Origin of the sequence: Deinococcus sp. (genome assembly GCF_030523985.1) — a bacterium.
GTDB lineage: Bacteria > Deinococcota > Deinococci > Deinococcales > Deinococcaceae > Deinococcus.
Map to the genome: position 1 here is coordinate 2891 of NZ_JAUNHK010000009.1, position 26861 is coordinate 29751.

A 26861-nucleotide genomic window follows, 5' to 3' on the forward strand; every position below is an offset into this window, starting at 1 on the left:
TCGCCTACAAGGCCGCCACCGGCAAAGACCCCGTGATGGAAGCCGCTGGCCTGTCCGGTGCTGCCAGCGCCGCCAAGCCGATTTTTGTCGAGCACAGCGTCGTGATTGACCGCCCCGCCAAGGCCGTGTACGACTACTGGCGCAAGCTGGAAAACCTGCCCCAGATCATGAGCCACCTCGAGAGCGTGACCGTGCTGGACGACAAGCGCAGCCGCTGGGTCGCCAAGGCCCCCCTCGGCACCCATGTCGAGTGGGAAGCCGAAATCGTCAACGACAAGCCCGGCGAACGCATCGGCTGGCACAGCCTGCCCGGAGCCACGGTGGACAACGCCGGAAGCGTGCAGTTCGAGAGCCTCGAAGGCGACAAGACCCGCGTGCATGTGGCCCTCAGCTACCGTCCCCCCGCTGGCCCGCTGGGTGCCGCCGTCGCCAAACTGTTCGGCGAGGAACCCGGCCAGCAGATCGCCGAAGACCTCCAGAAGTTCAAGGCGACCTTCGAGGGCACCAACCCCAAGGCCTGAGCCAGGGCAACCACCAAAAAAGGGCGACTCCGCGAGGGGCCGCCCTTTTTCCTGTTCTGTTGCCTTTGGCGCAGAATTACCAGGTCAGGTCATAGTCGGTGATCCGGCCCGGCTGCGTCACGCTCAGGCCCACCACATAGTTCCATCCGGCCTTGACGTTGGTCAGGCCGCTGAACACGCCATTCGTGCTGTAGATCAGGTATTTGCCGTTGTTCTGGGTGCGGGTTTCGCCCAGGTTGTAGCTGCCGTCGCCGTTGGCATCCACATAGGCGATGACCTGATAGATACCGTCGGCCACGTTCGGGTAGTCGAGGGCGAATTTCTGGTTACCGGGCAGAGTCACGGCGATTTGCGGCACGTCGGCCTTGACCACGCCAGTCAAGCCGACACCGACCACCGCGAGCCGGACGGTGCCTGTGGGGGCCGTGCCGGAGACGGTGCCGGACACGTCGTAGCTTTTCGGCGTGCCGAACAGGCCGCACGAAGCGAGGGTGAGGGGCAACAGCAGGAGCAGCCTCTTCATGGCCCCACTCTCAGGCAGCTCGCTCCAGACTTTGAGCATTCGCCTAGTTAGGACTGGCCGGACCCCGGCTCTGTGCCCACCTGTTCCGCCCCCGCCTCCACGACGGTCAGCGAACGCAGCGTCGCGCCCTGGTGCCAGCCGTATTCAGGCTCGCTCAGCCCCAGCACGGCGGCGATGTCCTCGGCCTGCTGCCGGGTCGGCTCGGCATCCAGACAGAACAGCAGGAACCTGCGCCCACCGGGGGCGATACGGATAAACAGGTCTTCCCCGATTTCGAGTTGCTGGGTGCGCTCCAGCCGGGCGGCGCGGCCCTGGGCCTGCACCAGCGCCTGACGCAGCGCCAGGGTGACAGTGGGCGGAATCATGCCTGCCTCAGCCCCGAGAGCAGCATCTCGGCAAACTGCTCGGCGATGTCGCGGGGCGTCAGGGTGCCGCCGGGGCGATACCAGGTGTAGGTCCAGTTGACCGCCGACAGCACCAGATTGGCGGTCATTCGCACGTCCAGGTCGGCCCGGAAGACCCCTTCCTCGATGCCGCGCTCGACGAGTTCCCGGTAAAAGGCGTCGATGGTGTCGCGCCAGGCCACCACCTGCGCGTAAGGTTCCTCGGACAGATGTTTCCACTCGTGAAAAAACACGGTGGCGCTGTCCATGTTGTCGGCCACCACCCGGATGTGGCGGAACATGGCTTCGCGCAGCTTCTGGTCGGCGGGCAGGTCGAGTTCGCGCAGGGTAAACAGGCTGTCGTCGAACTGCTGTGACGCCCCACGCACGATCTCGACGAGCAGGTCTTCCTTGCCGCTGATGTGCGCGTAGAGACTGCCGCCCTGTATCCCGAGTTCGCCAGCCAGGTCACGCATGGACGTGGCGTGGTACCCACGTTCGGAAAACAGGCGGCTCGCAACGTCATAAATCTGTTCGCGGCGGGGTTTGGCAGAGTCGGTCATAGCGTGCGTAGCCGCCAGCGTAGCACGGGGGTCAGCGGCCCCTGTTGCCGACATGACAAAGCGGCCAGCGAACCCGTCAGCGGGGGCAAAGGTTCAGCCAGAGCGGAGTGCCCAAGCTGACAGGGGCAACCCTGGGTCTGGCCCCCTCCCAGCCCGGTTGATAGGTGACTTTCCCGGCTTCCCACACGGGTTTCCCGCGCCATTCCGGGCCGAACCAGCCGTCATCTGTGCGCGTTTTGAGCACGGGCAAGCGGCGGCAGCGCAGTTCCAGAAATTGACCGCGCACCATGCCCTTGTGACCCAAGACGTTCATTTCCCGCAATTCCGTGCCCGCCCAGCGTGTCTCCAGCGGCCCCGACCACGCGGAGGAAACGACCGCCTGATGGCCGAGCAGCGCCAGCAGGAGCCCCGGCCCCACCATCAGCACCCCGAGCAGCAAGACAGCCCGGCGATTTTCACGGTTCATGACATCAGGCTAACGGCGGCAAGTCGCGCAGGTGTCCGCCTAAAGTTGAACGGTGAGGGGTCAGGCAATTTCTACGACAGGCTCACCCGACTGTAAAAGCAGGTTGGCCTGGGCAAAATTCTTGACAAAGACGTCCTGAAGTTTCAGTTTCGTCGTATTTCCGCAGGTGACATAGAGCAATTGGGGTGGTGTCCCCAGCCGCAATACCCGTTCCAGAAAATCCGAATCTTTGGACACGATCACTGCTCCCACCTCTCGCGCCGCCTGAAAAATGACGGCGTCATCGGCATCTCGTAGCCCCAGATAAGCGACACTGAAGGCCACGACGTCAAAAGTTCGCGTAAGCCAGGGCGCGAGCGTGGGCGGCAACTGGGCGTCCAGCCAGTAGGTCAGGCTCATGCGCTCAGGCGTGGATGATCAATGTAACGGGCAGCCCAGAGCAGCGCGGCGTAAATGTCCTCGCGCTCCAGATCGGGGTAATCTGCCAGAATGGTTTCGACGGCTTCGCCCGCTCCCAGCATGTCCAGCACGTCCGAAACCCGAATTCGCATTCCCCGGATGCAGGGGCGCCCGCCGCATTGCTCGGGCCTGACCGTGATGCGCTCCAGCAGACTCATGGACCAACTGTAGCAACAAAAAAGCGGACAGCCCGCAAGCCATCCGCCCTTTATCATCCGCTCTCTGCTTCAGCGCGGCAGCACGCTCTCGCCCATCAGGAACTGGTCAATGGCCCGCGCCGCCTGCCGCCCCTCACGGATGGCCCAGACGACCAGCGATTGCCCCCGGCGCATGTCGCCCGCCGCGAACACGCCCGGCACGTTGGTCGCGTAGCCCGTGCCTTCGTCGGTTCCGGCCTGGGCGTTGCCACGCGGGTCTTTTTCCACGCCGAACGCGTCCAGCACCGGACTCATCGGGTTGGTAAAGCCCATCGCCAGCAGCACGAGGTCGGCCTTGTGGGTTTCCTCGGTGCCGGGAACTTCTTCCAGCTTGCCGTCTTTCATCTCCACACGCACGGTTTTGACGCCCGTGACCTTGCCGCCCTTGCCGATAAATTCTTTGGTGGCGATGGCAAATTCGCGCACCGCCCCTTCCTCGTGGCTGGTGCTGGTGCGGAGTTTCATGGGCCAGTAGGGCCAGGTCAGCGGCTTGTTCTCCTGCTCGGGAGGCTGGGGCATGACCTCGAACTGGGTCACGCTGGCGGCCCCGTGGCGGTTGCTGGTGCCCACGCAGTCGCTGCCCGTGTCGCCGCCGCCGATGACCACCACATGCTTGCCCTCGGCACGCAGTTGCCCCTTGAGCTTGTCGCCCGCGTTGACGCGGTTTTGCCCCGGCAGGAATTCCATCGCAAAGTGAATGCCGCTCAGGTTGCGCCCGGTGGCCGGCAGGTCACGCGGGGTTTCCGAGCCGCCCGCCAGCAGCACGGCGTCAAACTGTTCGTTGAGTTCTGCGGGGGTCACGCGCTCGGTGCTGAGGTTGGTCACGCGGCTCCCGTCGTCCCAGTCACCCACCAGCACGCCGGTGCGGAAGGTGACGCCCTCGGCTTCCATCTGCGCCACGCGGCGGTCGATGTGCGACTTTTCCAGCTTGAAGTCGGGAATGCCGTAGCGCAGCAGGCCGCCCACGCGGTCGTTCTTCTCGAACACGATTACGTCGTGCCCGACGCGGGCGAGTTGCTGCGCCGCCGCCAGACCAGCGGGGCCAGAGCCGACCACGGCGACCTTTTTCCCGGTCTTGACCGCTGCGGGTTCGGGCGTGACCCAGCCTTCTTGCCAGCCGCGCTCGATAATGGCGAGTTCGATGGATTTGATGCCCACCGGGTCACCGCTGATGTTGAGCGTGCAGGCCGCCTCGCACGGCGCGGGGCAGATGCGCCCGGTGAATTCGGGGAAGTTGTTGGTGCTGTGCAGCACGGTCAGGGCTTCTTGCCAGTCGTCCTCGTAGACCAGGTTGTTGAAGTCGGGAATGATGTTGTTGACGGGACAGCCGCTGTTGCAGAACGGAATGCCGCAGTCCATGCAGCGGGTCGCCTGCTTGCGGGCCGCCGCCGGGTCGAGCGGCAACATGAATTCGCGGTAGTGCTTGAGCCGGGCCTCGACAGGCGCGTATTGCTCCTTGATACGGTCTTGCTCCAGAAAACCGGTGATTTTGGACATAGGAAACTCCATTTGGTGCGTGGTGGGCGGGGAGTACCCCCTCCCCACGAAGAGGGGGAGGGAAGGTCACCTCTCCCCCCCTGTGGGGGAGATGCCCCGCAGGGGCAGAGGGGGAGAAGGGAACTACTTCGTCAGCACCCCTTGACCGCCCTTCTCGCTGGGGCCGGCTTGCATGCTTTCAGGGGTGAACTTGTCGCCTGCGGCGGTGCTCGCCGTTTCGGTGCGCTCCTTGAGGGCGCGGGCGTACTCGTGGGGCATCACCTTCACGAACTTCTTGAGGGCATTGTCCCAGTCGTCGAGCAGGTCGCTGGCTGCCTGCGAACCCGTCCAGCGGTGGTGGTTCTCGATGAGTTCACGCAGTTGCACCTCGTCGGCGCGGCCCGTGTGGAGGTGCCAGGGGCGGGCGCTCTGCATCTGTTCGTCTTCCGGCAGCACCCGTTCCAGGCCCACCATGCTGAGATTGCAGCGTTTCTCGAAAGTGCCTTCGGGGTCGTAGACGTAGGCCACGCCGCCCGACATGCCCGCTGCGAAGTTGCGCCCGGTGGGGCCGAGGACGACCACCGTGCCGCCGGTCATGTACTCGCAGCCGTGGTCGCCCGTGCCTTCCACCACCGCCGACGCGCCCGACAGACGCACCGCGAAACGTTCGCCTGCCACGCCCCGGAAGTACGCTTCACCGCTGGTCGCACCGTACAGCGCCGTGTTGCCGATGATGATGTTGTTTTCGGCCTTGCCCCGGAATTCGATGCTGGGCCGCACCACCACGCGCCCGCCGCTGAGGCCCTTGCCCGCGAAGTCGTTGGCGTCGCCGATCAGGTACAGCGTCAGGCCGGGAGCCAGGAACGCGCCGAAGGACTGCCCGCCCGTGCCTTCCATCTGGATAAACACGGTCTGGTCGGGGAGGCCCTGCGGACGGTGACGCACCAGTTCGCCCGAGAGCATGGCCCCCACCGAGCGGTTGACGTTCCGCACCTCCTGAAGGAAGTGAACGCGCTCACCCTTCTCGATGGCGGGGCGGCACTTCTCAATCAGTTTGAGGTCAAGCGCCTTGTCGAGTTCGTGGTCTTGCACGTCGAGGTGACGGGTGCCGACCTCGGCAGGAACTTCGGGGCGGTAGAACACGCGGCTAAAATCCAGCCCCTGCGCCTTCCAGTGCTCGATTCCGGCGCGGGTGTCGAGCAAATCCGAGCGGCCAATCAGGTCGTCGAACTTGCGAATGCCTAAGGAGGCCATAATCCGCCGCGCTTCTTCGGCCACAAAGAAGAAGTAGTTGATGACGTGTTCGGGCTTGCCGGTAAAGCGGGCGCGCAGTACCGGGTCTTGCGTCGCCACCCCTACCGGGCAGGTGTTGAGGTGACACTTGCGCATCATGATGCAGCCTTCGGCCACCAGCGGCGCCGTCGCGAAGCCGAATTCATCGGCCCCCAGCAGCGCGGCAATCACCACGTCGCGCCCGGTCTTGAGCTGCCCGTCGGTTTGCAGGCGCACCCGGTCACGCAGGCGGTTGAGCACCAGCGTCTGCTGCGTTTCGGCAAGGCCCAGTTCCCAGGGGCTGCCCGCGTGCTTGATGCTGCTCCAGGGACTCGCGCCCGTGCCGCCGTCGTGCCCCGCCACCACGATGTGGTCAGCCTTGGCCTTCGCCACGCCCGCCGCAATGGTGCCCACGCCCACTTCCGACACCAGCTTGACCGAGATGTCGGCACGCGGGTTCACGTTCTTGAGGTCGTGGATGAGCTGCTTGAGGTCTTCGATGGAGTAGATGTCGTGGTGGGGTGGCGGCGAAATCAGGCCCACGCCCGGCACCGAGTGACGCAGGAAGCCGATGTACTCGCTGACCTTGCCGCCGGGAAGCTGTCCACCCTCGCCGGGCTTGGCCCCCTGCGCCATCTTGATTTGAATCTGGTCGGCGCTGCTCAGGTACCCTGCCGTGACCCCGAAACGGCCCGAGGCGACCTGCTTGATTTTGGAGCGCAGGCTGTCGCCGCTTTGCAGCGGGTAGTCCACTTCCACGCGCTCCTGACCCAGAATGCTCGCCAGGGTTTCGCCCTCACCCAGCGTCTCGCCGCGCATTTCGCGCTCGTAGCGGGCCGGGTCTTCGCCGCCTTCCCCGGTGTTGCTCTTGCCGCCGATGCGGTTCATGGCGACGGCGAGGGTGGCGTGCGCCTCGCTGGAAATGGAGCCGAGGCTCATCGCGCCTGTCGCAAAGCGCTTGACGATTTCGGCGGCACTCTCGACTTCTTCGAGGGGCACCGGAGTCGCGCCCGCCGTCTTGAACTCGAACAGGCCGCGCAGCGTCATGTGGCGCTTGCTCTGGTCGTTGATGATGCGGGCGTATTCCTCGTAGGTGCTGAACTGCCCGCCGCGCACCGCGTGTTGCAGCTTGGCGACGGCGTCGGGCGTCCACATGTGCTCCTCGCCGCGTGTGCGCCAAGCGTACTCGCCGCCCGCGTCCAGGTTCTTTTCCAGCAGCGGGTCTTCGCTGAAGGCAGCCTGATGCGTCCGCAGGGCTTCTTCCGCCACCTCGAAGATGCCGATGCCGCCCACCTGACTCGCCGTGCCGTAGAAGTACTTCTGCACGAAGCTTTCTTGCAGGCCCACCGCTTCGAACAGTTGAGCGCCGCAGTAGCTCATGTAGGTGCTGACGCCCATCTTGGACATGATTTTGCTCAGGCCCTTGCCGATGGCCTTGACATAGTTGTAGATGGCCTGTTCGGGCGTAATCGCCGAGAGGTCGGGCATCCCCGGAATGGGCGCGTGCAGGTCGGTGATGGTTTCGAGCGCGAGGTAGGGGTGAATGGCTTCGGCGCCGTAGCCCGCCAGCGCCGCGAAATGGTGGACTTCGCGGGCGTCCCCGGTTTCGACGACCAGCCCCACCCGCATGCGCAGGCCTTGGCGCACCAGATGGTGATGCACGCTGGACAGCGCCAGCAGCGCGGGAATCGCCACCCGGTTCCGATCCACGCGCTTGTCGGTCAGGATGATGATGTTGTGGCCCGACTCGATGGCGTCCACCGCCCAGGCGTTGATGGTCGCCAGCTTGGCCTCAATGCCGCGTGCGCCCCAGTCAGCGGGGTAGGTGATGTCGAGGTCGAACGCCTTGAACTTGCCACGGGTATGCGCCTCGATGTTGCGGACGCGGGCCATGTCGTCAAAATCCAGAATGGGCTGCTCGACTTCCAGACGCATGGCGGGGTTGACCGCGTTGATGTCGAGCAGGTTGGGGCGCGGCCCGACGAAGGAGCGCAGGCTCATGACCACCGCTTCACGGATGGGGTCGATGGGCGGGTTGGTCACCTGGGCGAACAGTTGCCGGAAATAGTTGTACAGCGGCTTGGAACGGCTGCTCAGCACCGCCAGCGGCGAGTCGTTGCCCATGCTGCCGATGCCTTCTTCGCCCGAGAGCGCCATCGGCCCCAGCAGGAACTTGAGGTCTTCTTGGGTGTAGCCGAACGCCTGCTGACGCTTGAGCAGCGACTCGCTGAATTCGTCCACCGTGCCCGTCTCGTCGGAGTCGTCGAGGCGCAGGCGGGTGTTTTCGACCCACTGGCGGTAGGGCTTGGCCTGGGCGAACTGCATCTTGAGTTCGTCGTCCTCGACAATCCGGCCCTGTTCGAGGTCGATCATGAACATCTTGCCGGGCTGGAGGCGCCACTTGCGGACAATCTGGCTTTCGGGAATGGGCAGCACGCCCGATTCGGAGGCGAGCACCACCAGACCGTCGCGGGTCTGGAGGTAGCGGGCCGGGCGCAGGCCGTTGCGGTCGAGCATCGCGCCCACCTGTCGCCCGTCGGTAAAGACCATCGCGGCGGGGCCGTCCCAGGGTTCCATCATGGAGGCGTGGTACTCGTAGAAGGCCCGGCGGCGGTCGTCGAGCAGCGTGTTCTGCTCCCAGGCCTCGGGAATCATCATCATGGCGGCCTGCGCCATCGGGTAGCCCGCCAGGGTCAGCAGTTCGAGCGCGTTGTCGAAGGTCGCCGTGTCCGACTCGCCTTCAAAGGAAATCGGGTAGAGCTTTTTCAGGTCGTCACCGAAGACGGGGCTGCTCAGAATCCCTTCGCGGGCCCGCATCCAGTTGAAGTTGCCCTTGACGGTGTTGATTTCGCCGTTGTGGGCGACCATGCGGTAAGGGTGCGCCAGTCGCCACTCGGGGAAGGTGTTGGTCGAAAACCGCTGGTGAACCACCGCCAGCGCCGACACGACTTCAGGGCGCTGAAGGTCGAGGTAGTACTCGCCCACCTGGTCGGCGAGCAGCAGCCCCTTGTAGATGATGGTGCGGCACGACATGGAGGGCACGTAGTATTCCTGCCCGTGCGTGAAGTTCAGGCCCAGAATCGCGTTGGAAGCGCGGCGGCGAATGACGTACAGCTTGCGCTCCAGCGCGTCGGGCACCAGGGTATCGGGACCGGCCCCGACGAAAATCTGGCGGATGACGGGTTCTTTTTCGCGCACCGCCGGACTCATGGGCATGTCAGCACTCACGGGCACGTCGCGCCAGCCGAGCACCACCTGCCCCTCGGCCACCACCGCCCGCTCCAGTTCCTGCTCACAGGCGCGGCGCGAGGCGATTTCTTTCGGCAGGAAAATCATGCCCACGCCGTAGTCGCCGGGGGGCGGCAGGTCCACGCCCTGCGCCTTCATCTCGGCGCGGTAGAACTCGTCGGGAATCTGAATCAGGATGCCTGCGCCGTCACCCATCAGCGGGTCAGCGCCGACGGCCCCACGGTGGTCGAGGTTTTCCAGAATCTTCAGGCCCTGCGAGATGATGTCGTGCGTTTTCTGCCCGCCGATGTGGGCCACCATGCCCACACCACAGGCGTCATGTTCCTGGGCCGAATACATACCCTGGCGACTGGTCTGCATAATTTCTCTTGCCGTCGTGTACTCCGGCATCTGTGGCCCCACTTCCGGGGTTTCCCGCTGACTCCACTTTTCCATGTCTGCACCCCTTGCGCTGGCGATGACCTGAACCCTGTCAGGCTGTTGGCTCCAGGGTACGGGCAAGCGCAAGTTCATGCAGGGCCGTTGTTTATAACGGGGCCGTCTCTGCACACATTTCCGCCCTGTTCGGGCCGCTCTGTTCTGCTCGGTCAGTACCCCGCCGTATTGAGGACCCAGTAGGTGACGGCCTGCCCCTGCACCCGCGTTTCCACTCGGGCCACCGCGCCATGACTGAAACTCGGCATCGGTTCGTACAGCGCGGCGCAGTGTTCGGGGCTGGCTTTCCAAGCGGCGACCACTCCGGCGGGGTCGGACTTCAGCCACTCGGCGGCGAGGCTTTCATTGAATTCCAGCGCCGCGCCCTTCGGAGGCAGGGGGCGGTATCCGGCACCCACCACCCGCTGCGAAGGCACCAGTCCGGTCAGGGCGCTGCGGTGGGCCAGCACCGCGCTGCCCGACTCTGCCAGCTCGCGGGCGTAGTCGCTGGCGGCGCGGTGCAGGTGGCCTTCAAACAGTAGGGGCCGCGCCGGGCCGTAGGTTCGCTGGCCCCCGCCGCGCACCGGGCAGACCCCACCTTTGACGCGCTCCTCGTTGACCAGGGCCAGCAGATGCACCTCGGCTGCCGAGTGGGTATAGCCGGGCAGGGCGGCCAGCGCGTAGCTGAAGTCCCGGCTGGTGGTGTACTCGAAGTTCACGCCGTACTCGCTGTCGGTGACCTGAACGACCTCCCCCTTCGGCGTGGGGGGAGTGGGAGAAGAACCACAGGCACTCAGCGTCAACAGACCCAGCACGACTGACGCCCTCGGCAAAAAGGGAAAAGACACGTCGGACTCCTTATTTCATGCGCGAGCGGGAGGGAAAGGCGGCTGTGAGGGCGTCTTCAGTATCGGGCGTCATGAACACTTCGTCAACACTTGGTCGGCAATCGGGCTTTTGTCTTGACGCAGTACAAGAAGCTGCACGGAAAGCGAGTTTTCCGCCAGATGCTCTAGCCTGCCCGACATGACCCCCGCTTCCCTTACGGCCCCCGGAGCCTATCCGGGCCTGACAGTCACGCTGCATACCGAAGGCGAAAACAGCGGCATTCTGGAAATCGTCATCCACAACGAAAAGACGCTCAACAGCGTGGATCGACACGGACACGCCGCGCTGACGCACATCTGGCGTGACATTGACGCGGCGAGCGGGATTCGCTGTGTGCTGATTCGTGGCGAGGGCCGGGGCTTTTCGTCAGGCGGCGACTTTGCACTGATTGAGGAGATGGCGAGCGACTTCACGGCGCTGGCCCGCGTGTGGAAAGAAGCCCGCGACCTCGTGTACAACGTGGTCAACTGCGGCAAACCCATCGTGAGCGCCATTCACGGCCCCTGTGTGGGCGCGGGGCTGGCGGTGGCGCTGCTGGCCGACGTGAGCGTGGCGGCAAAGTCGGCCCGCATTCTGGACGGGCATGTGCAACTCGGCGTGGCAGCGGGCGACCATGCGGCCATCATCTGGCCCCTCCTGTGCGGGCTGAACAAGGCCAAATACCACCTGCTGACGGGCGAAGCGGTGAGCGGCGAGGAAGCCGAGCGCATCGGGCTGGTCAGCCTGTGCGTACCGGACGAAGAACTGCTCGACCGTTCGTGGGCGGTGGCCCGCAAGCTGGCGGCGGGCAGCCCCACCGCCGTCAGGTGGACCAAATACGCCCTCAACAACTGGCTGCGGGCGATGGGGCCGACCTTCGACGCGTCACTGGCGCTCGAATTCCTGGGCTTTACCGGGCCGGACATCCACGAGGGCCTCGCCGCCAAACGCGAGAAGCGGGAACCGAAGTTCATGGAAGACGCGCCGATTTGACCTGCTCCTCAGCGCAGCCCCTCAATGCAGCCAGGGCTGAGGCAGGCGCTCCACCGTCCCACCTAGGCCACGGATGCGCGGCGGCAGGCTGGTCAGGGGAATTTCGCGGCCTGTTTCGGCGTCGTAGAGGGTCAGACGCAGGCCGTCCTGCTCCACGTCCAGCACCGTGACCGTGCTGCGGGCCGTGCCGGGAAAGCCGACATAATCCCGCCCCCCGATGCCGCCGCTGGCAAGGACGTTCAGGCCACCCAACCTCCCCGCGTAGGCGGCGGCATGGTGGCCCGAAATGTAGGCGGTCACCCCTCCCCGCTCCATCACCTCCCGCAGCGCCCCGGCCTCGCGGATGACTTCGCCGGGTTTGTTCTTGCCCGCACTCAGGCCCGACAACGGCAAGTGGCCCAGCACCAGCCGGAAGCGGGCAGCCCTGGCCTGGGGCGCAGCGAGTTGCGCGGCCAGCCAGCGGCGCTGCGCGGCGTCCACGTTTGGCCCGCTGGCGTCCAGCACCGCAAAAAACAGTTCCCCAAACCGGAAGGAGTAGCGGAAAGGAAAGGCCGAACGGCCCAGATAGTCCAGCCTGGGCGGGTGGGCCTGCCAGTAGCGCTGGGCCTCGCGGCGGTCGCCCGGCAAGCTGGCGTCGTGGTTGCCCAGCGTGGGGGCGAAGGGAATGCCCGCCTGGGCCAGCGGCCCGCGCACGCTCTGGTCGAAGGCTGCCCACATCGCCTGCACCTGCGGCGCGGTCAGGCTGGCCTTCTGTCCGGCGATCAGGTCGCCCGCCGAGATGACCAGGTCGGGTTTCCAGTCGGTCAGGACGCGCTCTACCGTCCGGGTCAGCGCAGGCGGATAGCTGGTGCTGCCATACGCCCCGTTGAAATCGCTGAGCAGCACCAGCCGGGTCGCGCTGGCGCAGGTGAGCAGCAGAGGCAGGAGGGCAAGGAAACGGCGCACCGGGCCAGTATCGCCACCCGGGGGGGCGCACTTCGTCAAGCAGGGCTGACAATCGGGTGGCATGCTGCCCGAATGACCGATGCCAAACGTGACACCGTGCCGCCCGTCGCCGCCGAGCTGAGCGTCCACGCCGACGAGCACGCCCAGAACACCGAGGTCGTGGCCGAGCAAGGCCCACCCCCCGCCGATCATGCCCAGCGTCCGGCCAGCGGCGTGAAGGTGCACACGGGCGAGGGCCTCAGCGCCGAACAGGTGGCGGCCATGACCGGGACTACAGGTGAAGCCACCGACGCCAACGTGGAATTACAGGAGGCACAGGGCCTCGACGCGACCACCCAGGGCTGACCCGGAGGCTATCCTCTGGCGTATGCGGACGGTAGAAGACCTGCGCGGCGTGTGCGACGCCTTGCCCCACTCGCTCGAAACCTTTCCCTTCGACGACGAGACGCTGGTCTTCAAGGTCGGCTACTTCACCAAGTCCAAGATGTACGCCCTGACCGACATCACGCAGGAGCCGCTGCGCCTAAGCGTCAAGGTAGACCCGCAGCGCGGTCACGATTTGCGGCAGATGTACCCGCAGAGCGTGGTGCCGGGCTATCACCTGAATAAAAAACACTGGGTCACGGTCACGCTGGACGGCACCGTGCCGGGCGAACTGGTGCGCGAACTGCTGCACGGCAGCTACCTGCTGGTCACGAAAAAGGGCTTCACGAAGGCGGAGCGGGCGGATTTGGAACTGCCGGAGAGCCTGTGAACGCTGCGCCTGACCGCATCCGCGCAAAGGGCAGAGGGATTGGAAGTGATAGCAGGGGAGATTCTGGAGGGGACATGAATATCACCTTTCAGCCCCTGACACCCGAGCATTTGCCGCTCATGCACGGGTGGCTCCAGCTTCCCCACGTCCGTGAGTTTTGGGATGACGGGGACCGCACGTCCCAGCAGGTAGAGGCACATTATTTCGCGCCCCAGCGGAATGTTTTGGCGTTTATCGCCGCGCTTGACAGTCTGGCTTTTGCCTATGCTCAGGCGTATCCAGTGGCCGAGGACAGCGATTGCGTCGCGTGGCGCAGCGATTCAGGCGAAACTTGGGGTATTGACCTGTTTATTGGGGAGTCGCATTGGCTAGGGCGGGGGCTGGCTGCGCCGCTGATAACGGCATTTATGGCACATCTGCAAGAGCTACGGCCTGAACTGCGCCGCGTGCTGATTGACCCTGAAATGGAAAACGGGCGGGCGCGACATGTCTACAGGAAAGCGGGATTTTCAGCGGTAGGAACAGCACAAAGCGGGAGCAAGGAGCTGGAAATCATGGCACTGGATTTACCCACTCAGCCCTCGTACTGACTCGCCTGCAACTGCCACAGCTCGGCGTATTCGCCGCCCTTCGCCAACAGCTCGGCGTGGGTGCCGTCCTCGATCAATCGGCCCTGTTTCATCACCAGCACGCGGTCGGCCATCAGCACGCTGCCCAGGCGGTGGGTAATCAGCAGGGTGGTGCGGCCCCGGCTCATGCGGGCAAAGGCGTCGAAGACTTCCTTTTCGCTGCGGGGGTCGAGGGCGGCGGTGGGTTCGTCCAGAATGAGAACGCGGGCCTCGCGGTACAGGGCGCGGGCGGTCGCCAGCTTCTGCCACTGCCCGCCCGACAGGTCCAGCCCGCCGAACGCCTGACCGATGCGGGCGTCCAGGCCGCCGTCCACGCGGTTGAGTGCCGCGCCCAGCCCGCTCGCCTCCACCGACCAGTTCAGCTTTTCGTCGTCCTGGGGCTGGCCCAGCAGAATGTTGTCGCGCAGCGTCCACTCGAAGCGGGCGAAATCCTGAAACACCGCCGCCACCTGTGAGCGCCACGCCGAGGCGTCCACGTCGCGCAGGTCGGTTTCCTCGCCCGCGCCGCCCAGCAGGATGCGGCCCGAGGTGGGGTCGTAAAAGCGCAGCAGCAGCTTGACCAGCGTGGTTTTTCCGGCTCCGTTCTCGCCCACGATGGCGACGGTCTGCCCCTCGGGAATCGTCAGCGTGAGGTGTTCTACGGCGGGTGCGCCGCCCTTGTACCCGAACGACACGTCCTCCAGCGTCAGCGTGACCCCGGCAGGCAGAGGACGCGGCTGCGCGGGCTGAACGACACTGGGCTGGGCGTCCAGAAAGCGGTGGAACTTGGCAAACCAGTTCAGATGCTCGGTGCCCACGCTGATGTACTCGGAAATGGCGCGGAGTTCGTCGCGCAGCCCCGCCAGCGCCGTGATGACCAGCACCACGCTGCCCGCCGTGTACCGCCCGTTCCCGGCGTGCGACACGACATAGACGAACAGCCCCGCCGTGACGGTCAGCGACAGCACCTGATACGGCAGGATGCCCAGCAGTTGCTTGTTCCGCACGCCGCGCATGGTCTTCTGGTAGGCCAGCGTGCGGGTCAGGTACTGGCTTTGCAGGTAGGGCAGCAGCCCATAGAGCCGCACTTCCTTGGCATACTCGTGGCGCATGGCAACCCGCTGAAGGTAGTTGACCTCCCGCGAGTCCTGGGTGCGCTGAATGAAGATGCTCCAGCCCAGTTTGTAGAACTCCATCTGCTTGAGCAGCGCGGGCAGGGTTCCGGCGACCACCACCAGCGGCACCCACCAGCCGATGCTGAGCAGTGTGGCCGACACGCTGACCGCGCTCACCGTCCCGCGAATCAGGTACAGCAGCGTGGACACCAGATTGAGCGGGCGGCGCGGCGCACCCTGCTGCAAAATCTCGATGTCGTCGTGAAAGCGGGCGTCTTCCAGCACGTCCAGCCCCGGCAGGTCACGCATTTTGCCCATCAGGCGCTGCATGGTCTGCACGGTGAAGTGGTCGGCGGCGTACCCCTGCAAGACCTGCGCCGCCACCTGCGTCACCTGCCCCAGCAGCGCCGCGCCTGCCCAGGCCGCCGCCAGCAGGGGCAAATTGCTCGGCTGGCCCTGCACCGCCGCCCCCACGCCGTCCACCGTCCACTTGCCCAGCAGGATGGTCAGCGCGGGCACCAGCCCCTGAATGACCGCCATGCCCAGCATCAGCGACACCAGCGCGGGCGCACTGCGAATCAGGTCGGGCAGGGTGCGGGTCAGCACACCCAGCAGTTCACGGTTGCTGAGGTCTTCCGATTTGGGCAGGGGGCGCATCATGTGGGCGGCAGTCTAGGGGCCGCCGAGCGGCGGAAAAGTGTGCCCAGCGGCTGGAAACCCCTGGAGGCAAATGAAAGAATGCCTCCACAAAGGAAGCACCGGACAAAATATTGGGGACAGAACGGGGACGCTCGAAAGGGACACCCGGCTCAACACGGTTAATTTGTCACCCTCTGCACCCAACGAGATTGCAAAGTTGTCCAAACCCTCGCCTACACGCTCATGTACCGCTGCACGGCGCTGGGCGGCACTTCGGCGGTCAGGCCACTTTCGACCACCCGGCCCCGCTGGAGCACGTAGTAACGGTCAGCGAAAGCCCAGGCAAAGTCCAGATATTGCTCGACCAGCAGCACCGCCACGCGCAACTCGCTGCGAATGCGGCCCAGCGCCGTTTCGATTTCCTGCACGATACTGGGCTGAATCCCTTCGGTGGGTTCGTCCAGCAGCAGGTAGCGCGGTTGCGTGACCAGCGCCCGTCCGATGGCGACCTGCTGCTGCTGCCCGCCCGACAGGTTGCCCGCCTTGCGCCCCGCCATGTCCCGACAAATCGGAAACAGGTCGTAGACCAGCGCCGGAATTTCCTTTTTGGCGGCGTCCCGGCCCGTGAGGGCAGGCAAGCCCATCAGCAGGTTTTCGTGGACGGTCAGGTGTGGAAACAACCCCCGGCCCTGCGGCACATAGGCCAGCCCAGCGCGGGCACGGGCAAAAGCGGGTTCTTTTTCCATCTGTTCCCCGTTCAGGCGCACCCCCCCCGAAGCGGACGTGTGCAGCCCGGTAATGGTGCGCAGCAGGGTGGATTTGCCGACGCCGTTGCGCCCGATGAGGGTCACGGCCTCGGCGTCGTTCACTTCCAGATCGATATCGAAAAGCACTTGACTGCCACCATAGGCCGCGTTGACCTGTTCGAGTTTGAGCATGGGTCTCCTTGTTGAAGATGGATGATGGGTCCACTTCGCTGATGGATGATGGAACGGGCGAATGTTCGCTTATCTGACCTACATTGGGGACAAGGGCTTGCGCGGCAGGGGGTCAGGGGGCTTCTCCGACCTTTGTTCGACGCCTGCCCGCCATCAGTCCGCTGCTTCCTTGGGCCTGCCCAGATAAATCTCCATCACGTCGGGGTCGTTTCTAAGGGTTTCGAGGTCGCCTTCACGGAAGACCTGCCCCTGGTGCAGCACAGTGACGGGGGCCGCCAGCAGTTCGACGAAGTGCATGTCGTGGTCAATGACCAGCACGGCATGGTCTCCGGCGAGCGAGCGAATCAGTTCGGCGGTCTGCACGGTTTCCTGGGCGGTCATTCCGGCGGTGGGTTCGTCCAGCAGCAGCAGCTTGGGCCGGGCAGACACCACCATCCCGATTTCCAGCCACTGTTTTTCGCCGTGGGCGAGGTCGCCCGCCCGCATCTCGGCCCGCGCTGCCAATCCGGTCAGGGCCAGCAGTTCGTCCACCCGCGCTTCCTCGGCGGGGTTGGGCCTGGGGGAAAAGCTGGCGAACACGCCCTTGTTGCCCCGCAGCGCCAGCCGCAGGTTGTCGCGCACGCTCAGGCCCTCCAGCACGCCCGGAGCCTGGAACTTGCGGCAGATGCCGCGCCGGGCAATGCGGTATTCGGGCAGCCCCGAAATGCGCTCGCCCTCAAAGCGCACCTCGCCACTCACGGGCCGCACCTTGCCGATGATGGTGTCCAGCAGCGTGCTTTTTCCGGCTCCGTTGGGGCCGATCAGCACGCGCAGGGTGCCGGGGGCCACGTTCAGCGACAGGTTTTGAATGGCCTTGAATCCGTCGAACGACACCGTGATGTCACGGACTTGCAGCAGCATTCCATTCGTCTCAGGCGACATCTTTGACCTCCCGCAGTTCGGGCGCGGGCCGCTTGGCTGCGGGTGGGCGAATCAGGCCCGCCACGCCGTTCGGCAGGAACATGACCACGCCGACAAACAGCGCCCCCATGATGTACAGCCACGCATCCGGCGCGGCGCTGGAAATGCGGTCTTTGGCGAGTTGGCCCAGAATCAGGCCGCCCGCAGCCCCCCACAGGCTGGCGCGTCCGCCCAGCGCCACCCACACCACCAGTTCAGTAGAAAAGGCCACGCCAATCATCGCGGGCGAAATGGTGCCCAGGTGCAGGGTGTACAGCGCCCCCGACAGGCCCGCCAGCACGCCGCCCAGCACGAACGCCGCCACCTTGTAGGCCGCCGGGTCGTAGCCCAGAAAGCGGCTGCGGTTTTCGTTGTCGCGCACGGCGGTCAGCAGCGAACCGAAAGGCGTGTGCAGCAGCCACGCCGTGACCGCCAGCGTCAGCGCCAGCGCCAGCACCGTGACCCAGTACAGCCCCCGCGCAAACCCGTCGCCGCGCAGGTTCAGGCCCAGGAAGGTCTGAAAGTCGGTCAGGCCGTTGGTGCCGCTGGTCAGCCCCTGCGACCCGTTCAGCCACGTCACGAAGGCCAGCACCAGCGCCTGGGTAATGATGCTCACAAAAACCCCGGTAATCCGCCGCCGGAACATCAGCCAGCCGATGAGGTAAGCCGCCAGTCCCGGCAGCACCACCACCATCAGCAGGGCGAAGGGCGCCGAGTGGAAGGGCTGCCAGAACCAGGGCAGCTTCTCCACGCCGTTGTAGACCATGAAGTCGGGCAGTTCGCCTTTGGGCGTCGCCGCCAGCTTGAGGTGCATGGCGAGCGCGTAGCCGCCCAGTCCGAAGAAAAGCCCCTGACCCAGACTGAGAATCCCGGTGCGGCCCCACACCACGCACACGCCCAGCGCGGCAATCGCCAGTGCCAGCACCCGGCCCAGCAGGGTCAGCGCGTAGCCGCCTAAGGCAAAGGGTGCGAGCAGCAAGAGCAGCGTCAGGCCCAGCAGCGCGAGGGTTTCACCGCGTTTCATGAGTCCTCCAGGGCACGGGACTGGGTGGGGAACAGCCCCTTAGGTTTCCACTGCAAGAAGGCCACGACCAGCACCAGGAGCGCCGCCTGCGCCAGACTGACGCTGGTCAGCCCCTCGGCCAGCGCCGTGATACTGCCCAGCAGCACCGCCGCCACGCCCGCACCCAGAATGCTGCCCACGCCGCCGACCACCACGACCAGGAAGGCGTTGACGATGTAAGACGCGCCCACCGTGGGATTGACGGGCGACAGCAGCGCGAGGCCCACCCCGGCGATGCCCGCAATACCCGCGCCCAGCGCAAAGACCAGCAGGTCGAGGCGGCGGGTATTGACGCCCAGCGCCGAAGCCATCTCGCGACTCTGGTTCACCGCCCGCACTTCCATCCCGAAGCGGGTGCGGGTCAGCAGCCACCACAGCCCGCCCAGGACGACCAGTGCCAGCGCGATGACGAACAGGCGGCTCCCCGGCAGGGTCACGCCGCCGAGGGTGAGGCTCCCCGACAGCCAAGCGGGGGCCGTGACCGGAACCCCGGTGCTGCCGAAGATTTGCCGCGCTGCCTGCTGCAGCATCAGGCTGATGCCGAAGGTCGCCAGCAGGGTGTCGAGCGGCCTGCCGTACAGCCGCCGGATCACCAGAAATTCCAGCAGCGCCCCCAGCAGCGCCGTCCCGAAAAACGCCAGCGGAAACGCCACCCACAGGTAGCCGTCGCCGAGGGTCGGCTGGGTCCACTTGGCGGCGAGGTAGGTCAGGTAGCCGCCCAGCATCAGAAATTCGCCGTGCGCCATGTTGATGACGCGCATCAGCCCGAAGGTCAGCGCCAGGCCCAGCGCCGCCAGCAGCAGGATGGACGCCACCGAGAGGCCGGTAAACAGTTGGTTGGCAAGAAAAAGAGAATCCACTGGGTCTCCTTGAAGTGGGAAAAAAGGAGGGAAAAAGGGGGCGGGCCATGAGGCGTCTTTCGCCCACAGCCCGCCGCTGGCGGCTCCAGGTCAGCCGCGTGTACGCATCAGGGGCAGGTCTTGCCGGGGAAAGCCAGCTTGTCGTAGGGCTGCGGGGCCACCACGCCCTTGCTCTGGGCCACGACCTTGAACTGTCCGCCCGCGCCGCTTTGTCCGGTGTAGACCGCCTGGGTCAGGCTGCCGCTCTTGTCCACGGTGATTTTGCCCAGCGGACTGTCCATGCTGATGCCCACGATGGCCTTGCGGACGGCAGCGGGGTTGAAGGACTTGGCCTTCTCGACAGCGGCTTTCCACAGGTACACGTTGATGTAGGCGTGGGCCATCGGGTCGGTCACGACCGCGTTCGCGCCGTATTTCTTCTTGTAGGCGGCCACGAATTTCTTGTTGGCGGCGTTGGGCAGGCTCTGGAAGTAGTTCCAGGTGGCGTACTGGCCGCTCAGCAGCGCGGGGCCGATGCTCTGGGCTTCTTGCTCGGCAATCGAGAAGGAGATGACGGGCAGGGTCTTGGCGTTGTAGCCCGCCGCTTGGTACTGCTTGAAAAACGCCACGTTCGAGTCGCCGTTGAGGGTGTTGATGATGACCTGGGGCTTGGCGCTGCGAATCTTGTTAATGACGCTGGAAAACTCGGTGCCGCCCAGCGCGACGTATTCCTCGCCCGCGAGCTTGGCTCCCTGCGCAGCGATGTGCTTTTTCAGAATCAGGTTGGCGGTGCGGGGGTACACGTAGTCGCTGCCCAGCAAGAAGATGTTCTTGTACCCCTTGCTGATGGCCCAGTCGAGCGCGGGGAGGGCCTGCTGGTTGGGCTGCGCCCCGGTGTAGATGATGTTGGGGCTACACTCGTTGCCCTCGAACTGCACGGGGTAAAACAGCAGCCCCCTATTCTTCTCGAACACGGGCAGCATCGCCTTGCGGCTGGCGCTCGTCCAGCCCCCGAAAACCACCGATACCTTGTCCTGGGTCAGCAGTTTTTCGGCCTTGGTGGCGAAGGTGGGCCAGTCGGACGCGCCGTCTTCCTTGACGACCACCAGTTTCTTGCCCATGACGCCGCCCTTGGCGTTGATTTCGTCTATCGCCAGTTGTGCGGCGTTGGCGACGGTGATTTCCGAAATCGCCATCGTGCCGGTCAGCGAGTGCAGCACACCGACTTTGACGGTGCTCGGGGCCTGGGCTTGGGCCGGGGTCAGGGTCAGCAGCAGGGTCAGCAGCAGAGCAGATTCACGTTTCATGGGGGTCTCCTTGGGGCACTTCCGGGCCAAACGATTCTATTTTTGCAATTTGCTAAAATTTCTTTTAACAAATTGCATCAACGAGGTGAGGTTAGTCCGAAGCATTGACCAATTTATGCAGGTTGTTTAGAAAATCTTTCGACTCTGGCAATTCGGCGGCGTTAGGCTCAGGGTGGGAAAATTAGACCCGGTTTAGCGACCCGGTTTCGACTTCTCGGAGGAACACGAATGCAACTCACCGAACGAGAGCGCGACAAACTGCTGATTTACGTGGCGGCGGCGCTGGCGAAAGAGCGCCGGGCCAGGGGGCTGAAGCTCAATCATCCCGAGGCGGTGGCGCTGATTACCGCCGCTGTGCTCGAAGGCATCCGCGACGGGCAGCGCGTGGAAGACCTGATGAGCTACGGCGCGACCATCCTGACGCCCGACGACGTGCAAGACGGCGTGCCGGAAATGATTCACGACATTCAGGTGGAGGGCACTTTCCCCGACGGCACCAAGCTGGTCACGATTCACGACCCCATCCGGGGCGCGGCGAGTGCGCGGGTGGCGGGCGAATACCTGCTGGAGAGCGGCGAAATCGAGCTGAACGCCGGGCGGCCAGTCACGGCGCTGGTGGTCGCCAACACCGCCGATAGGCCCATTCAGGTCGGCAGCCACTTTCACTTTTTCGAGGTGAACGCGGCGCTGCGCTTCGACCGGGCGGCGGCCTACGGTCAGCGCCTGAACATCCCCGCCGGAACCGCCGTGCGCTTCGAACCCGGCGAGGAGCGTGAGGTGGAACTGGTGTCTCTCGGCGGCACGCGCATCGTCTACGGCATGAACGCGCTGATCAGCGGCGAGCTGGACGCGCCCGGGGCAAAGGAAGCCGCGCTCCGGCGGGCGGCGGAAGGCGGCTTTATGGAGCCGGGAGGACAGGCATGAAGCTGACCCGCAAACAGTACGCCGACCTGTACGGCCCCACCACCGGAGACCGGGTGCGGTTGGGCGATACGGACTTGCTCATCGAAGTCGAGCAGGACTACACCACCTACGGCGAGGAGGTCAAGTTCGGCGGCGGCAAGGTCATCCGCGACGGCCTGGGCCAAAGCAGCACCGCCACGCGAGAAGCAGCGGACGTGCCCGACCTGGTGATTACCAACGCCCTGATTCTGGACTACTGGGGCGTGGTCAAGGCCGACGTGGGCGTGAAAAACGGGCGTATCAGCGCCATCGGCAAGGCGGGCAATCCGGGCACCCAGAGCGGCGTTTCGGCGGGGCTGACCATCGGGGCGAGCACCGAAATCGTGGCGGGCGAGGGCCACATCCTCACGGCGGGCGGGGTGGACACCCACATCCATTTCATTGCCCCGCAGCAGTGCTGGACGGCGCTGGAATCGGGCGTGACCACCATGATCGGCGGAGGCACCGGCCCCACCGCCGGAACCTCGGCGACCACCTGCACGCCGGGCGAGTGGCACATTCACCGCATGCAGGAAAGCCTCGCCGGACTGCCGCTCAATTTCGGGCTGCTGGGCAAGGGCAACGCCAGCACCCGTGCGCCGCTGGCCGAGCAGATTCGCGCCGGGGCACTGGGCCTCAAGCTCCACGAGGACTGGGGCACCACGCCCGCCGCCATCGACGCCGCGCTGAGCGTGGCCGACGAGTACGACGTGCAGGTCGCCATCCACACCGACACCCTGAACGAATCGGGCTTCGTGGAAGACAGCATCCGGGCCTTTGCCGGGCGCACCATCCACACCTTTCATACCGAGGGCGCAGGCGGCGGACACGCGCCGGACATCATCAAGGTGGCGGGACTGCCCAACGTCCTGCCGAGCAGCACCAACCCCACCATGCCCTTTACCGTCAACACCATCCACGAGCATCTGGACATGCTGATGGTCTGCCACCACCTCTCGCCGCGCATTCCCGAAGACGTTTCCTTTGCCGAGAGCCGCATCCGTCCCGAAACGATTGCCGCCGAGGACGTGCTGCACGACCTGGGCGTATTTTCCATGATGAGCAGCGACTCGCAGGCGATGGGCCGCGTGGGCGAGGTCATTACCCGCACCTGGCAGGCCGCGCACAAAATGAAAGTGCAGCGCGGGCCGCTGACGGTCGCTGGTCTGGGGAGCGACACGCGGGCCGACAACCTCCGCGCCCGCCGCTACGTCGCCAAGTACACCATCAACCCCGCGGTCGCCCACGGCATCAGCCACGAGGTCGGCAGCGTGGAGGTGGGCAAACTGGCCGACCTGGTGCTGTGGAAGCCCGCTTTTTTCGGGGCCAAACCCGCCATGATTCTCAAAGGCGGCTTCGTCGTCGCCGCGCAGATGGGCGACGCGGGGGCCAGCATTCCCACGCCGCAGCCCGTCTACCCGCGTCCCATGTTCGCGGCCTTCGGGGGCGGGCTGGACGCGACCTGTCTGCATTTCGTGTCGGGCGTCAGTCTGCAAGAAGGCCACCTGCCCGACCTGGGCCGCCCCTACAGCGCCGTGCAGCACACCCGCGACATCGGCAAGAAGGACATGCGCCTCAACGCCGAAACGCCCGAGATCGACGTGAACCCTGAGACCTATGAGGTGCGGGTGGACGGCGAACTGGTGACTTGCGAACCCGCCGACGAGTTGCCGCTGGCGCAGAAATATTTCCTGTTCTGAACCATGCACGAAGCCTCTATTGCCCTGTCCCTGATCGAAGTCGCCTGCGAGGTGCTGCGCGAACACGGCGCGGCGCGGGCGCGGGCGCTGACCGTGCGCGTGGGCGAGTGGTCGAGCATGGTGCCCGAGGCCCTGAGCGCCGCTTTTCCCGCCTGTGCCGAGGGAACGCCGCTTCAGGGCGCGGCCCTCGGCATCGAGCGGGTGCCCGGAGTGGGCGAATGCCCGCAACACGGCCCCGTCCGGCTGGAGCTGGCGCGCGGTCTGCGTTGCCCCCTGTGCGACTCGCCTACCCCCACACTTTTGCAAGGCGACGAACTCGAACTCGATGCCCTTGAACTCGACCTCCCCAAAGCTGTTTTTCCCGAAAAGGAGCCTGCATGACCACCCTCCCCCCTGGCCCCCCGGCCACTTCGCCCCGCATCGTGACCGTGCGCCAGAACATCCTGAAAGCCAACGACCACACCGCCGCCGAGAACCGCCGGACGTTTCAGGCGGCGGGCGTGCGGGCCATCAACCTGGCGAGCAGCCCCGGCGCGGGCAAGACGGCGCTGCTGGAACGCACCCTGCAAGACCTGGCAGGCGACCTGAAAATGGCCGTGGCGGTGGGCGACCTCGCCACCGAGAACGACGCCGCCCGCCTGCGGCAATGGGGTGCCCAGGCCGAGCAGATCGTGACTGGCACCATTTGCCACCTGGACGCCAGCATGGTGCAGGGCATCCTGCCCCGGTTCGACCTGACGGCGCTGGACGTGCTGTTTCTGGAAAACGTGGGCAACCTGGTGTGCCCCAGTTCCTACGACCTGGGCGAAGCGGCCCGCGCCGTGCTGATTTCCACCACCGAGGGCGAGGACAAGCCGCTGAAATACCCCACCATGTTCAACACGGCGGACGTGGTGGTGATCACCAAGATGGACATTGCAGACGCGGTGGGCTTTGACCGTGACCTCTGCCGCGAGAACATAGACCGCGCCCGGCCCGGTGTGCCCATCATCGAACTGAGCAGCAAAGCAGGCACGGGGCTAGACGCCTGGTACGCCTTCGTGAGGGGTGAGGGTTGACCCGGCTGACCGGGCTGCGCCGCCCGGTTCTTCCCTCTCCGGCCACTGGCCTGGCCGCCGAAGACTCTGGCCCCAGCGTGGCCGTCCCCATGACCGCCCTCGACCGCCGCCGGGTGCGCCGCCGCCTGCGCGCCCCCGACGGCGCGGAATTGCGGCTGGCGTTTCCGACCGGCACGGTGCTCACGCCGGGGCTGGTGCTGGAGGTGCGCGGCGGGGTGAGCTATGTAGTGGCGGCAGCGCCCGAGGAGGTGGCCGTGATTTCCCCGCGCAGCGTGGCGGAGGCCTGCCGGGTGGCGCACGCCATCGGCAACCTGCACCGCGACCTGGTGCAAGACGGCCCCGCGTTTCTGGCGCTGTGGGACGCGCCGCTGGAACTGCTGCTCACGCGCCTGGGCGTGCCGTTCGAGCGGGCCACGCGCCCCTTTCACGGGCGGCCCAGCTGGGAGCATGAGCCTTGACCCTGCGGCTGCTGCAACTGGCCGACTCGGCCTTTCCCACCGGGGCCTACGCCTTCAGCGACGGCCTGGAAACGCTGACCCAGCGCGGCGACGTGCGAACCGCCAACGACCTGACGGCCTTTCTGCGGGGCCAGCTCGTGCACGGCTGGGGCAGGCAAGACGTTCCCGCCTGTGCGCTGGCCTGGGGTGCGGGTGAGGCCGAGCTGGCCGAACTCGACGCCCTGCTCGACGACCTCAAGCTGGTGGAAGGCCCGCGCCGCGCCAGCCTGCGGGTGGGGGCCAATCTGCGCCGGGCGGCAGAGCGGCTGTGGCCCACGCCTCTGGCCGGGTTGCCGCCCACCCGTCATCATGCCACCACCTTCGGCGCGGTGGCCTGGGTGCTGGGCGCAGGACGTGAGGAAGCGGTCACCGCCTACGTTTCGGCGTGGCTGCTGGGCCGCATCACCTCGGCCACCCGCCTGATGAAACTGGGCGGACTGGACGCCCAGGGCTGCGCCGCCCGCTGTGAGACCGAAGCCCGGCGCTGCGTCACCTGGGCGCTGAGTGCCACGCCGGACGACCTGGGCGGCTTTTCCCCGCTGCTGGACATCGCGGCGGCGGCCCAGGCCACCCTCGAAGAACGGCTGTTTCAGACCTGAGACCCAAAGGACAACCCATGACCACACCCCTCAGAATCGGCATCGGCGGCCCCGTCGGCAGCGGCAAGACCGCCCTGCTGGAAGTGCTGTGCCGCGAACTGCGTGACCGCTACCACCTCGCCGTGATTACCAACGACATCTACACCTTCGAGGACCAGAAGATTCTGACCCGCGCCGCTGCCCTGCCCCCCGAGCGCATCGTGGGCGTGCAGACGGGTGGCTGCCCGCACACCGCCATCCGTGAGGACGCCAGCCTGAACCAGGAGGCGGCGGAGGCGCTGTGCGCGGCCTTTCCCGACCTGGAACTGCTGTTTATCGAGTCGGGCGGCGACAACCTCGCTTCGAGCTTCTCGCCGGAACTGGTGGACGCCTGGATCTTCGTGCTGGACGTATCCGGCGGTGAAAAGGTGCCGCGCAAAGGTGGCCCCGGCGTGCGGCAGTCCGACCTGCTGGTCATCAACAAGACCGACCTCGCCCCACTGGTGGGGGCCGACCTGCGCGTGATGGACGCCGATGCCCGCGCCGGGCGCACGGTGGCGGCGACGGGAGAACTGCGGCCCTATGTCTTTACCAACCTCAAAAGCGGCGAGGGACTGGGCGAGGTCATCGCCTGGATCGAGCACGACCTGCTGTTCCGCGACGTGCCGGGACCGAAGGTGGGTCTTTGAGCCTGACCCGCCAGACCCGCACGGGCGTGCTGCACCTGCATTTCGGGGTGCGGCACGGTCAAACCTTTCTGCTCAGGGACCTGCAAAAAGCGCCGCTGATGGTGGTTCGCCCCTTTCGTCTGCCGTGTGGCACGCTGATGGTCTACATCATCAACCCCACGGGTGGCGTGCTGGGCGGCGACCACAGCGAAATTCGTGTGCAGGTGGACGCCGGGGCGCGGGCGCTGCTGCTTACGCAATCGGCCACGCGGGTGCAGCCCTCGCCGGACGGGGCAGCGGCCACCCAGGACATCCGCTTTACGGTGGCGGCGGGCGGGCGACTGGAGTACTACCCCGAGCGCACCATTCCCTTTGCTGGCAGCCGTTTTCACCAGACGGTGCGGGCCGACCTGGAAGGCGGGGCAGAATTCGGCTGGGTCGAAACCCTGGCCGCCGGGCGGGTTCAGGCAGGCGAGTCCCTGCGCTTTGCCGAGTACCGCAGCGAGGGGAGCATTGTTGTGGATGGGCGGCGGGTCTACCTGGACAGGCAGCATTTTTGCCCGGACGAGTTCAGCCGCGCTCCGGGAGTGCTGGGAGACACGAATTACTGGGCCTCAGGGGTGTGGTGGGGTGTCGAGGACAAGGGCTTTACCGTCCCGTCCCTTGCGGGAGCGGCAGGTCGTAACGTTTCGGGGGCGCTCTGGCTGCGACTGGCTGAGCGGCGGGGCGTAGAGCTGGACCGACGGGTTTCGCACTGGCTTGAGGCCATTGGGGCGACAGCGCCACGCCGGGTGCTGGAGCTGTCCAGAAAAATGGAGTGAGGCCCAGCCGAGTTGGACAGCGTGCAACCCTGGCCGCCTGACGAAGTGGGAAGCCGCTTTTGCCTCA

The 26861-nt window shown here is 65.7% G+C and carries 29 protein-coding genes; 13 read left to right on the forward strand and 16 right to left on the reverse strand.

Features of this window, described 5'->3' with window-relative positions:
- A partial coding sequence (locus tag Q4C89_RS02755) for an SRPBCC family protein (protein ID WP_303101075.1) occupies positions 1-521 on the forward strand: 521 nt, incomplete at its 5' end.
- A 76-nt stretch (positions 522-597) separates the two neighbouring features.
- On the opposite strand, the gene Q4C89_RS02760 is transcribed toward Q4C89_RS02755, so the two are convergent.
- The 9 genes from Q4C89_RS02760 to Q4C89_RS02800 all read right to left on the reverse strand — a co-directional run bounded on the left by Q4C89_RS02760 (position 598) and on the right by Q4C89_RS02800 (position 10371).
- Positions 598-1044 (reverse strand): hypothetical protein, encoded by a 447-nt coding sequence (locus Q4C89_RS02760; RefSeq protein WP_303101076.1) that lies wholly within the window; start codon positions 1042-1044, stop codon positions 598-600.
- Between the two features lie 47 nt (positions 1045-1091).
- Positions 1092-1409: a hypothetical protein gene (locus Q4C89_RS02765; protein ID WP_303101077.1), complete on the reverse strand. Its 318-nt coding sequence runs from the start codon at positions 1407-1409 to the stop codon at positions 1092-1094.
- Complete coding sequence (locus tag Q4C89_RS02770) at positions 1406-1990, reverse strand: TetR/AcrR family transcriptional regulator (protein WP_303101078.1); 585 nt, start codon at positions 1988-1990, stop codon at positions 1406-1408. The genes Q4C89_RS02765 and Q4C89_RS02770 overlap by 4 nt, the downstream gene beginning before the upstream one ends.
- A gap of 76 nt (positions 1991-2066) precedes the next feature.
- Positions 2067-2456 carry a hypothetical protein gene (locus Q4C89_RS02775; protein ID WP_303101079.1) on the reverse strand — a complete coding sequence of 130 codons (390 nt, stop codon included), beginning with the start codon at positions 2454-2456 and terminating at the stop codon, positions 2067-2069.
- 60 nt (positions 2457-2516) lie between these two features.
- Entirely contained in the window at positions 2517-2855 is a 339-nt protein-coding gene (locus Q4C89_RS02780; RefSeq protein WP_303101080.1) for a DUF5615 family PIN-like protein, read from the reverse strand.
- A complete protein-coding gene (locus Q4C89_RS02785; RefSeq protein ID WP_303101081.1) occupies positions 2852-3073 on the reverse strand; it encodes a DUF433 domain-containing protein in 222 nt (73 codons plus the stop codon). Before Q4C89_RS02785 ends, Q4C89_RS02780 begins: the two co-directional genes overlap by 4 nt.
- A gap of 69 nt (positions 3074-3142) precedes the next feature.
- A complete protein-coding gene (locus Q4C89_RS02790) occupies positions 3143-4609 on the reverse strand; it encodes a glutamate synthase subunit beta (protein WP_303101082.1) in 1467 nt (488 codons plus the stop codon).
- 123 nt (positions 4610-4732) lie between these two features.
- A complete protein-coding gene (locus Q4C89_RS02795) occupies positions 4733-9544 on the reverse strand; it encodes a glutamate synthase-related protein (RefSeq protein ID WP_303101083.1) in 4812 nt (1603 codons plus the stop codon).
- Between the two features lie 152 nt (positions 9545-9696).
- Positions 9697-10371: a hypothetical protein gene (locus Q4C89_RS02800; RefSeq protein ID WP_303101084.1), complete on the reverse strand. Its 675-nt coding sequence runs from the start codon at positions 10369-10371 to the stop codon at positions 9697-9699.
- Positions 10372-10549: 178 nt separating this feature from the next.
- Here Q4C89_RS02800 and Q4C89_RS02805 point away from each other — a divergent pair, with 178 nt between their 5' ends.
- On the forward strand, positions 10550-11383 hold the full coding sequence (locus Q4C89_RS02805) for an enoyl-CoA hydratase/isomerase family protein (RefSeq protein ID WP_303101085.1): 834 nt from the start codon (positions 10550-10552) through the stop codon (positions 11381-11383).
- Positions 11384-11404: 21 nt separating this feature from the next.
- Here Q4C89_RS02805 and Q4C89_RS02810 read toward each other — a convergent pair whose 3' ends face one another.
- Complete coding sequence (locus Q4C89_RS02810) at positions 11405-12328, reverse strand: metallophosphoesterase (protein ID WP_303101086.1); 924 nt, start codon at positions 12326-12328, stop codon at positions 11405-11407.
- Positions 12329-12400: 72 nt separating this feature from the next.
- Here Q4C89_RS02810 and Q4C89_RS02815 point away from each other — a divergent pair, with 72 nt between their 5' ends.
- From Q4C89_RS02815 to Q4C89_RS02825, 3 genes are all read left to right on the forward strand, one after another.
- On the forward strand, positions 12401-12673 hold the full coding sequence (locus Q4C89_RS02815) for a hypothetical protein (RefSeq protein WP_303101087.1): 273 nt from the start codon (positions 12401-12403) through the stop codon (positions 12671-12673).
- A gap of 22 nt (positions 12674-12695) precedes the next feature.
- Entirely contained in the window at positions 12696-13082 is a 387-nt protein-coding gene (locus Q4C89_RS02820; RefSeq protein WP_303101088.1) for an MmcQ/YjbR family DNA-binding protein, read from the forward strand.
- A 74-nt stretch (positions 13083-13156) separates the two neighbouring features.
- Positions 13157-13672: a GNAT family N-acetyltransferase gene (locus tag Q4C89_RS02825; RefSeq protein ID WP_303101089.1), complete on the forward strand. Its 516-nt coding sequence runs from the start codon at positions 13157-13159 to the stop codon at positions 13670-13672.
- Here Q4C89_RS02825 and Q4C89_RS02830 read toward each other — a convergent pair.
- The 6 genes from Q4C89_RS02830 to urtA form a co-directional block, all read right to left on the reverse strand.
- Positions 13657-15465 (reverse strand): ABC transporter ATP-binding protein, encoded by a 1809-nt coding sequence (locus tag Q4C89_RS02830; RefSeq protein ID WP_303101090.1) that lies wholly within the window; start codon positions 15463-15465, stop codon positions 13657-13659. The two genes, Q4C89_RS02825 and Q4C89_RS02830, sit on opposite strands and share 16 nt — an antisense overlap.
- A gap of 212 nt (positions 15466-15677) precedes the next feature.
- The gene (gene urtE / locus Q4C89_RS02835; RefSeq protein ID WP_303101091.1) at positions 15678-16382 is read right to left on the reverse strand and encodes an urea ABC transporter ATP-binding subunit UrtE; all 705 of its coding nucleotides are present in this window, start codon (positions 16380-16382) and stop codon (positions 15678-15680) included.
- 153 nt (positions 16383-16535) lie between these two features.
- The gene (gene urtD / locus Q4C89_RS02840) at positions 16536-17303 is read right to left on the reverse strand and encodes an urea ABC transporter ATP-binding protein UrtD (protein WP_303101092.1); all 768 of its coding nucleotides are present in this window, start codon (positions 17301-17303) and stop codon (positions 16536-16538) included.
- The gene (gene urtC / locus Q4C89_RS02845) at positions 17293-18345 is read right to left on the reverse strand and encodes an urea ABC transporter permease subunit UrtC (protein ID WP_303101093.1); all 1053 of its coding nucleotides are present in this window, start codon (positions 18343-18345) and stop codon (positions 17293-17295) included. Before urtC ends, urtD begins: the two co-directional genes overlap by 11 nt.
- Complete coding sequence (gene urtB, locus Q4C89_RS02850) at positions 18342-19244, reverse strand: urea ABC transporter permease subunit UrtB (protein WP_303101094.1); 903 nt, start codon at positions 19242-19244, stop codon at positions 18342-18344. Before urtB ends, urtC begins: the two co-directional genes overlap by 4 nt.
- Positions 19245-19351: 107 nt before the next feature.
- Positions 19352-20530: an urea ABC transporter substrate-binding protein gene (urtA, locus tag Q4C89_RS02855; RefSeq protein WP_303101095.1), complete on the reverse strand. Its 1179-nt coding sequence runs from the start codon at positions 20528-20530 to the stop codon at positions 19352-19354.
- A gap of 228 nt (positions 20531-20758) precedes the next feature.
- On the opposite strand from urtA, the gene Q4C89_RS02860 reads away from it, so the two are divergent.
- From Q4C89_RS02860 to Q4C89_RS02895, 8 genes are read left to right on the forward strand one after another with little or no spacing between them, the layout of a single operon-like run.
- Complete coding sequence (locus Q4C89_RS02860) at positions 20759-21454, forward strand: urease subunit beta (RefSeq protein ID WP_303101096.1); 696 nt, start codon at positions 20759-20761, stop codon at positions 21452-21454.
- Positions 21451-23172 carry an urease subunit alpha gene (gene ureC, locus Q4C89_RS02865; RefSeq protein WP_303101097.1) on the forward strand — a complete coding sequence of 574 codons (1722 nt, stop codon included), beginning with the start codon at positions 21451-21453 and terminating at the stop codon, positions 23170-23172. The genes Q4C89_RS02860 and ureC overlap by 4 nt, the downstream gene beginning before the upstream one ends.
- A gap of 3 nt (positions 23173-23175) precedes the next feature.
- On the forward strand, positions 23176-23553 hold the full coding sequence (locus Q4C89_RS02870; RefSeq protein ID WP_303101098.1) for a hydrogenase maturation nickel metallochaperone HypA: 378 nt from the start codon (positions 23176-23178) through the stop codon (positions 23551-23553).
- A complete protein-coding gene (hypB, locus tag Q4C89_RS02875) occupies positions 23550-24230 on the forward strand; it encodes a hydrogenase nickel incorporation protein HypB (protein ID WP_303101099.1) in 681 nt (226 codons plus the stop codon). Before Q4C89_RS02870 ends, hypB begins: the two co-directional genes overlap by 4 nt.
- Positions 24227-24688 carry an urease accessory protein UreE gene (locus tag Q4C89_RS02880; protein ID WP_303101100.1) on the forward strand — a complete coding sequence of 154 codons (462 nt, stop codon included), beginning with the start codon at positions 24227-24229 and terminating at the stop codon, positions 24686-24688. The genes hypB and Q4C89_RS02880 overlap by 4 nt, the downstream gene beginning before the upstream one ends.
- On the forward strand, positions 24685-25326 hold the full coding sequence (locus tag Q4C89_RS02885) for an urease accessory protein UreF (protein ID WP_303101101.1): 642 nt from the start codon (positions 24685-24687) through the stop codon (positions 25324-25326). Before Q4C89_RS02880 ends, Q4C89_RS02885 begins: the two co-directional genes overlap by 4 nt.
- Before the next feature lie 17 nt (positions 25327-25343).
- Positions 25344-25994 carry an urease accessory protein UreG gene (ureG, locus tag Q4C89_RS02890; protein ID WP_303101102.1) on the forward strand — a complete coding sequence of 217 codons (651 nt, stop codon included), beginning with the start codon at positions 25344-25346 and terminating at the stop codon, positions 25992-25994.
- Positions 25991-26794 carry an urease accessory protein UreD gene (locus Q4C89_RS02895; RefSeq protein WP_303101103.1) on the forward strand — a complete coding sequence of 268 codons (804 nt, stop codon included), beginning with the start codon at positions 25991-25993 and terminating at the stop codon, positions 26792-26794. Before ureG ends, Q4C89_RS02895 begins: the two co-directional genes overlap by 4 nt.
- Positions 26795-26861: the final 67 nt, after the last annotated feature.

Bases quoted from the DNA above. Each gene is read 5' to 3' on its own strand.
- Q4C89_RS02820 (WP_303101088.1), top strand. From the start codon at position 12,696: ATGCGGACGGTAGAAGACCTGCGCGGCGTGTGCGACGCCTTGCCCCAC.
- Q4C89_RS02815 (WP_303101087.1), top strand. From the start codon at position 12,401: ATGACCGATGCCAAACGTGACACCGTGCCGCCCGTCGCCGCCGAGCTG.
- ureC (WP_303101097.1), top strand. From the start codon at position 21,451: ATGAAGCTGACCCGCAAACAGTACGCCGACCTGTACGGCCCCACCACC.
- Q4C89_RS02775 (WP_303101079.1), bottom strand. From the start codon at position 2,456: ATGAACCGTGAAAATCGCCGGGCTGTCTTGCTGCTCGGGGTGCTGATG.
- urtA (WP_303101095.1), bottom strand. From the start codon at position 20,530: ATGAAACGTGAATCTGCTCTGCTGCTGACCCTGCTGCTGACCCTGACC.
- Q4C89_RS02795 (WP_303101083.1), bottom strand. From the start codon at position 9,544: ATGGAAAAGTGGAGTCAGCGGGAAACCCCGGAAGTGGGGCCACAGATG.
- Q4C89_RS02825 (WP_303101089.1), top strand. From the start codon at position 13,157: ATGAATATCACCTTTCAGCCCCTGACACCCGAGCATTTGCCGCTCATG.
- Q4C89_RS02760 (WP_303101076.1), bottom strand. From the start codon at position 1,044: ATGAAGAGGCTGCTCCTGCTGTTGCCCCTCACCCTCGCTTCGTGCGGC.
- Q4C89_RS02790 (WP_303101082.1), bottom strand. From the start codon at position 4,609: ATGTCCAAAATCACCGGTTTTCTGGAGCAAGACCGTATCAAGGAGCAA.
- ureG (WP_303101102.1), top strand. From the start codon at position 25,344: ATGACCACACCCCTCAGAATCGGCATCGGCGGCCCCGTCGGCAGCGGC.
- urtC (WP_303101093.1), bottom strand. From the start codon at position 18,345: ATGAAACGCGGTGAAACCCTCGCGCTGCTGGGCCTGACGCTGCTCTTG.
- Q4C89_RS02770 (WP_303101078.1), bottom strand. From the start codon at position 1,990: ATGACCGACTCTGCCAAACCCCGCCGCGAACAGATTTATGACGTTGCG.
- Q4C89_RS02765 (WP_303101077.1), bottom strand. From the start codon at position 1,409: ATGATTCCGCCCACTGTCACCCTGGCGCTGCGTCAGGCGCTGGTGCAG.
- Q4C89_RS02860 (WP_303101096.1), top strand. From the start codon at position 20,759: ATGCAACTCACCGAACGAGAGCGCGACAAACTGCTGATTTACGTGGCG.
- Q4C89_RS02830 (WP_303101090.1), bottom strand. From the start codon at position 15,465: ATGATGCGCCCCCTGCCCAAATCGGAAGACCTCAGCAACCGTGAACTG.
- Q4C89_RS02805 (WP_303101085.1), top strand. From the start codon at position 10,550: ATGACCCCCGCTTCCCTTACGGCCCCCGGAGCCTATCCGGGCCTGACA.
- urtE (WP_303101091.1), bottom strand. From the start codon at position 16,382: ATGCTCAAACTCGAACAGGTCAACGCGGCCTATGGTGGCAGTCAAGTG.
- urtD (WP_303101092.1), bottom strand. From the start codon at position 17,303: ATGTCGCCTGAGACGAATGGAATGCTGCTGCAAGTCCGTGACATCACG.
- hypB (WP_303101099.1), top strand. From the start codon at position 23,550: ATGACCACCCTCCCCCCTGGCCCCCCGGCCACTTCGCCCCGCATCGTG.
- Q4C89_RS02870 (WP_303101098.1), top strand. From the start codon at position 23,176: ATGCACGAAGCCTCTATTGCCCTGTCCCTGATCGAAGTCGCCTGCGAG.
- Q4C89_RS02780 (WP_303101080.1), bottom strand. From the start codon at position 2,855: ATGAGCCTGACCTACTGGCTGGACGCCCAGTTGCCGCCCACGCTCGCG.
- Q4C89_RS02785 (WP_303101081.1), bottom strand. From the start codon at position 3,073: ATGAGTCTGCTGGAGCGCATCACGGTCAGGCCCGAGCAATGCGGCGGG.